General features: G+C 50.1%; 5 protein-coding genes. 3 read left to right on the plus strand and 2 right to left on the minus strand.

What is annotated here, in order from left to right; genetic code table 11:
* The 3 genes from topA to Q0438_RS00015 all read left to right on the plus strand — a co-directional run.
* Positions 1-1,733 (plus strand): type I DNA topoisomerase (topA, locus tag Q0438_RS00005; RefSeq protein WP_299185901.1); only part of this gene is annotated, 1,733 nt, incomplete at its 5' end.
* Positions 1,730-2,929, plus strand: coding sequence for a metallophosphoesterase family protein (locus Q0438_RS00010; RefSeq protein ID WP_299185904.1), 1,200 nt, complete (start codon positions 1,730-1,732; stop codon positions 2,927-2,929). The genes topA and Q0438_RS00010, both read left to right, overlap by 4 nt.
* Positions 2,902-4,065, plus strand: a complete 1,164-nt coding sequence (locus Q0438_RS00015) for a cation:proton antiporter (protein ID WP_299185906.1) — start codon at positions 2,902-2,904, stop codon at positions 4,063-4,065. Before Q0438_RS00010 ends, Q0438_RS00015 begins: the two co-directional genes overlap by 28 nt.
* Positions 4,066-4,191: 126 nt before the next feature.
* Here the strand turns inward: Q0438_RS00015 and Q0438_RS00020 are convergent, their stop codons facing one another.
* Both Q0438_RS00020 and Q0438_RS00025 read right to left on the minus strand, forming a co-directional pair.
* Positions 4,192-4,659 carry a hypothetical protein gene (locus Q0438_RS00020; protein ID WP_299185908.1) on the minus strand — a complete coding sequence of 156 codons (468 nt, stop codon included), beginning with the start codon at positions 4,657-4,659 and terminating at the stop codon, positions 4,192-4,194.
* A gap of 398 nt (positions 4,660-5,057) precedes the next feature.
* The coding region (locus Q0438_RS00025; RefSeq protein ID WP_299185911.1) for a universal stress protein at positions 5,058-5,302 on the minus strand (245 nt) is incomplete at its 5' end.

Genomic DNA, 5,302 nt, shown 5'->3' on the forward strand with positions numbered 1-5,302 from the left:
TCCAAAGCGCCGCGCTTAAGATTGTCGTCGATCGCGAGCGCGAAATTTTAAATTTTAAGCCGGTAGAATTCCATAGCATCGACGCGGTTTTTAAAAAGGATTTAGAAGCCGAGCTCGTGGAATTTCGCGGCGAGAAGATGGAAAAGCTCTCGATCAAAAATGCGGCGCAAGCTAGCGAGATCGTCCTGACGCTGCAAAAAGACAAATTTAGCGTAGAGAGTATTGAAAGCAAGTCGCGCAAAACAAACCCCTACCCGCCGTTTATGACCTCGACGCTACAGCAGGCGGCGAGCACGGCTCTGGGCTTTAATCCGCGCAAGACGATGAGCCTCGCGCAAAGCCTTTACGAAGGCGTCAATACCAAAAACGGCGGCGCGATCACCTATATGCGAACCGACTCGCTAAATATCGCTAAAGAAGCGATCGCGGCGGCTCGCGAGCTAATCGGCGAGCGCTTCGGCGAAAAGTATCTGCCGAAAAGTCCGAATTTATACGCCACCAAAAGTAAAGGCGCGCAGGAGGCGCACGAAGCGATACGACCTACCGATCTAAAGCTTACCCCCGAGCTTGCGCAAAAAATCCTGCCTCGCGACGAGTACCGTCTGTACCAACTCATCTACAACCGCTTCGTAGCCTCGCAGATGAGCCCCAGCGTCTCGCAGATCCAAACGATCGTCGTGCGCGGCGAAGCGAGCGCGTTTAAGATCAGCGGACGCAAAGTGGAATTTGACGGATTTTACAAGGCTTACGGCGATCTGGATAAGGATAAAATTTTACCGAACTTTGCCGCGGGCGACGCGATGAGCCTGCAAAGCCTAAGCTCGCAGCAGCATTTCACCGAGCCGCCGGCGCGCTATTCGGAAGCTAGCCTCATCAAAAAGCTCGAAAGCCTCGGCATCGGCAGGCCCTCGACCTATGCGCCTACCATATCGCTGCTTACGGCGCGCAACTACGTCAATATCGAGCAAAAGCACCTGGTGCCGAGCGAGATCGCCTTTAAGATCACCGAGATGCTGGAGCAAAATTTTAAAAATATCGTCGATAGCGAGTTTACCTCCAAAATGGAAGAGAAGCTCGACGACATCGCCGAAAACAAAGCGGACTGGCAGCAAATTTTGGCGGATTTCTACTACCCTTTTATGGACGAGATCGCCAAAGGAAAAACGTCGATCGCAAGCCAAAAGCTAGCCGAAAAGATCGGCGAAGCATGCCCGAACTGCGGCGGCGAGCTACTTAAGCGCCAGGGCAGATTCGGCGAGTTCATCGCTTGCTCGAACTATCCGAAGTGCAAATACTCGCGCAACGCAGACGCCAGCGCCGAGGGGACGAGCGAGGAGAAGGCGGCGCCCGAAGTGCTAGATGAAAAATGCCCGCAGTGCGGTAAAAATTTGATCAAACGCAAAGGCAGATACGGCGAGTTTATCGCCTGCGAGGGCTATCCGAAGTGCAAATACTCGCGTAAAATCGAAGGCGCGGCAAAGGAGAAAAAGCCGCTCGTCTCCACCGGCGTGAAGTGTCCGAGCTGCGGCACGGGCGAGATCGTCGAGCGCTTCTCCAGACGCGGCAAATTCTACGGCTGCACGAACTACCCTAAATGCGGCTTTGTGAGCAACTACGCGCCGATCGCGCGCGCATGCCCGCAGTGCGGCAACTCATACATGCTCCGCAAAGAGCTAAAAAAAGGCAACTTCGCCGAGTGTCCGCAGTGCAAGCTTAAAGAAGAGATCGATTGATAATAGGCGCCATCTCGGACTCTCATCGCGAAACAAAGGTCGCTGCCAGCGCCATAGAGTGGTTGCTCGTGCGCGGAGCGGATCTGCTCGTGCACGCAGGCGACATCGTCGAGAGCGAGACGCTGCGGCTTTTGCGACAAAGCGGTAAGCCCTACTTCGCGGTTTTAGGGAACAACGACGAGGCGCTTGCGGAGCTAAAAAATGAGTTTAACTTGCACGATGAGCCCTTCTGCACGGAGTTTGCCGGACTGCGACTAAAAATCATGCACCATCCGTTTTATCTCTTTGACGAGGAGCCCGCGACGCAAAACGAAGCAGACGGGCTAAATTTAGACGCGGATTTGGGTGTGGGTACGGGCGCAGATCGCGCGGTAAATTTTCGCAGGGATTGCGGCGCGGACCTAGTCAAAAATTCTGGCTTTAGCGACGAAGCAAACAGCGACCTGAATTTAGGCTCAAACCGCAGCGCGGATCGCGGGGAAATTTTAATCGCAAATTCTAAAGCGACGGCTTGCTCGGTAAATTTAAACTCAAATTTTAATACTGCGAGTGCAGATAAAATTTTAAACGGCGCGCGCCGCACAGATGCAAATTTTAAAAACATAAGTAGCGCGAGCGCAAATTTAAAAAGTGGTCAATCCGCAGGTTTAAATGCGAGCTTGGGCTTGAATGTGGGCGTGAACTCAAACGCAAATTTAGACTTAGATTTGAATGCAGACCTCGCTTCGAGCCCGAACGTAAATTTAAACTCAAATGCAAGCGCGAATTTGGCCGCCAATATGAACTCAAAAGCAAGCTTGAGTGCGGATCGCGCAGCAAATTTAACGGCGCCGAGCTTAAGCGCAAATTTATCCACGCCGAACTTGAGCGCAAATTTAGTCGCACCAAACTTGAACTCAAATTTGACCGCGAGTTTGAGCCCCAATGCAAACGGCGAAAGTAAAAATCGAGGTCCGTGCGGGCGAGGCGCGGGCAAAATTCCAACTATCAAAATTTACGGCCACACCCATTTTTTCGCCGCGGCGGTGGACAAAAACGGCGCGCTCGTGCTAAATCCGGGCGAGATTTGCGGGCGCAAAAAGCGGCTTTTCGAGTTTGCTTACGTCGTGGCGCAGGGCGGGAAGTTCCGCGTATTTCACGTCTGTGCCGCACCCGAAAAAGCTCTAAAATGGCGCAAACGCGAGATAAAACTATGAATGAAATTTACGTCCTAATCGCGCTATCGTTTTTGATCTTTGTTTCACCATTTTTGGCTAGCTTAGCTAGAATTCCGCTCTCGCCTATGGAGATAATGCTCGGCATTATAGCCGCAAATTTAGGGCTTTTGCCGCCAAGCGCGACCTTCGATCTGGCCGCTCAGATCGGCTTTTGCTACCTTATGTTTTTGGCGGGCTGCGAGGTAGATTTCCGCGCGCTGCTTGCGATGCCGCGCAAAATTTTGCGGCTGATCCTAATCTTTTTGGCGCTGCTTTATATCCTAAGCGCGCTTGCGGTTTGGGTGTTTGAGCTGCCGCAGATGCTTATCATCGCAGCGCCTCTGATGAGCGTCGGGCTGCTTTCGGCGCTGTATAAGGAATACGGCAAGGATCAAGCGTGGCTCAATCTCGCGATGCCCGCGGGCGTGATCGGTGAGCTCATCAGCATCGCCGCCCTCACGGTGGGCGGCATCTACCTTAAAAACGGCTTCGGCGTGGAGATGGCGCTTCATATCGGCGCGCTTTTGGGCTTTTCGGCGGCCGCGCTAGCAGTTTTTAAAGGGCTTGAAATTCTATTTTGGTGGTTCCCCGCGCTAAAAACGGTCATCATGCCCAAATACGACAAGAACGAAAAGGATGTGCGATTTGCAATGGCGCTGTTTTGCCTCATCTGCGCGGGAGTAATGCTTTTAGGGCTTGAGGTCGTCATCGGTGCCTTCATCGCAGGCACCTTTCTGCCGACCTTTTTCTCACACAAGGACGATCTGATCGAAAAGCTATCGTCGTTCGGCTTCGGCTTTTTGGTGCCGATATTTTTCATACACACCGGAGCCGTGATCAAGCTTGAGGCGCTCCTTATGCCCGGAGTGATGAGCTTTGCCGCGAGCTTAGCGGCGCTGATGTTTGGCATCAGACTGCTTGCGAGCGCTACGTTTTTAAGCACCTTAGGGCGCAAAGGCGCGGCGCTTTTCGCACTATCGCTTTCGATGCCTCTGACGCTAGTGATCGCTACGGCGACGCTCTTTTACTCCACCGCCGCGATCTCGCAAGAGATATACTTCGCGATGATCATCGCCTCGCTCATAGAGGCGCTCGCGTCGATGATTTTGATAAATTTTATTTACAAGAAATTTTAGGGCGGGAATTTTAAAATTTTGGAATTATAGGATTTTGGAATTTTAGAATTTTAAAATTTCGCGAAATTTTAGAATTCTATAAAATTTGATTTGATACGGAATTGAAATAGAGTTAAATTTAAAGTCCTATTTTGTGGCGTGATCGGTTAAATCTTGGAGTTCCATAGTGTAGTTTTCTCTTGGTTTATACAAATCAATATCTCTATACGTTTCCAAGATTTCTTTTAACAGGCATAAAATATCTTGCTTATTAAGACTTTGCGTATGATTTGGTTTTAAATCTAGGAGTTTCCAAATCCTATGAAATTCCTCTGGAACTAACTTCCTATTAATATTTACCTCATGATCTATAATCATCTCTATAATTTCACCTTTATGATATAAGATCCAAATAGACTTTGTATCGTAATCGTGGTCGTGTTCATAGCCTGGGAAGCTATAAAGAAACCAAGCCCAGCAATCTCTCTCCCTATCAATAGTCCATCGTAACTCATTAATAAAAGTCTCATAGTATGGATTATATTTGTAGTAAATTTCGCTCAATCCATACTTCTCATCATCATCTTTTGTGATAATTGCATTTTCAAACGCCATCTATGCTCCTTGAGATTTAAAATTTAGCGTGCAGGCGGAAATTTCAACTGCAAATTTTATGCGGATTTCCGCGACGCAGTCGAAACGGCAGGCATGGAAATTCCCAACTCGCGCGCTAAAAGATAGACCGGCGCGCTTGCTGCGACCGCTAACTCCGCTCGCCGCTGATATACTTGCTCTCTAGCCGCGGCAAAGCAAAAGCGGCTCGTCAGCAAAGCTAGCGATAAAATTAATCGTAACCCATCCGCAAAATGGCATAACTGCACGATTTGCGGACGGGCTAGCAAAACCAAAGCGAGCCGATTAAAATTTAAGCTTTAGCTTGCAGCGCTTAAAAGCCGACTTAAGCCTAGACGCTATGCGGGCGGTGTGCCGTGACACGGCACCCAAGCCTCAAGCTACATTAAGACCGGAATTTTGGTCTTTTGCAGGAAGTATTTCGACGCGCCGCCTAGGAATATCTCTTTTATGCCGCTGTCTGAGTGCAAGCCCGCGACGATTAGATCGAAATCGCCCGCGTCGGCGTACTCTAGCAGCACCTGTCCCGGGATCTTGCCCTCGACGTTCAGTGCCTCGAAAACATCGATTTTAACGTCGTGCAGCGCCAAATAATCGCTTATTCGGCGCTTCGTTTCGGGGATGC

Origin of the sequence: uncultured Campylobacter sp. (genome assembly GCF_938030785.1) — a bacterium.
Lineage (GTDB): Bacteria > Campylobacterota > Campylobacteria > Campylobacterales > Campylobacteraceae > Campylobacter_B.

Excerpts from the sequence above, each read along its gene's own strand:
- Q0438_RS00015 (WP_299185906.1), top strand. The coding sequence starts at position 2,902 with ATGGCGCAAACGCGAGATAAAACTATGAATGAAATTTACGTCCTAATC.
- Q0438_RS00020 (WP_299185908.1), bottom strand. The coding sequence starts at position 4,659 with ATGGCGTTTGAAAATGCAATTATCACAAAAGATGATGATGAGAAGTAT.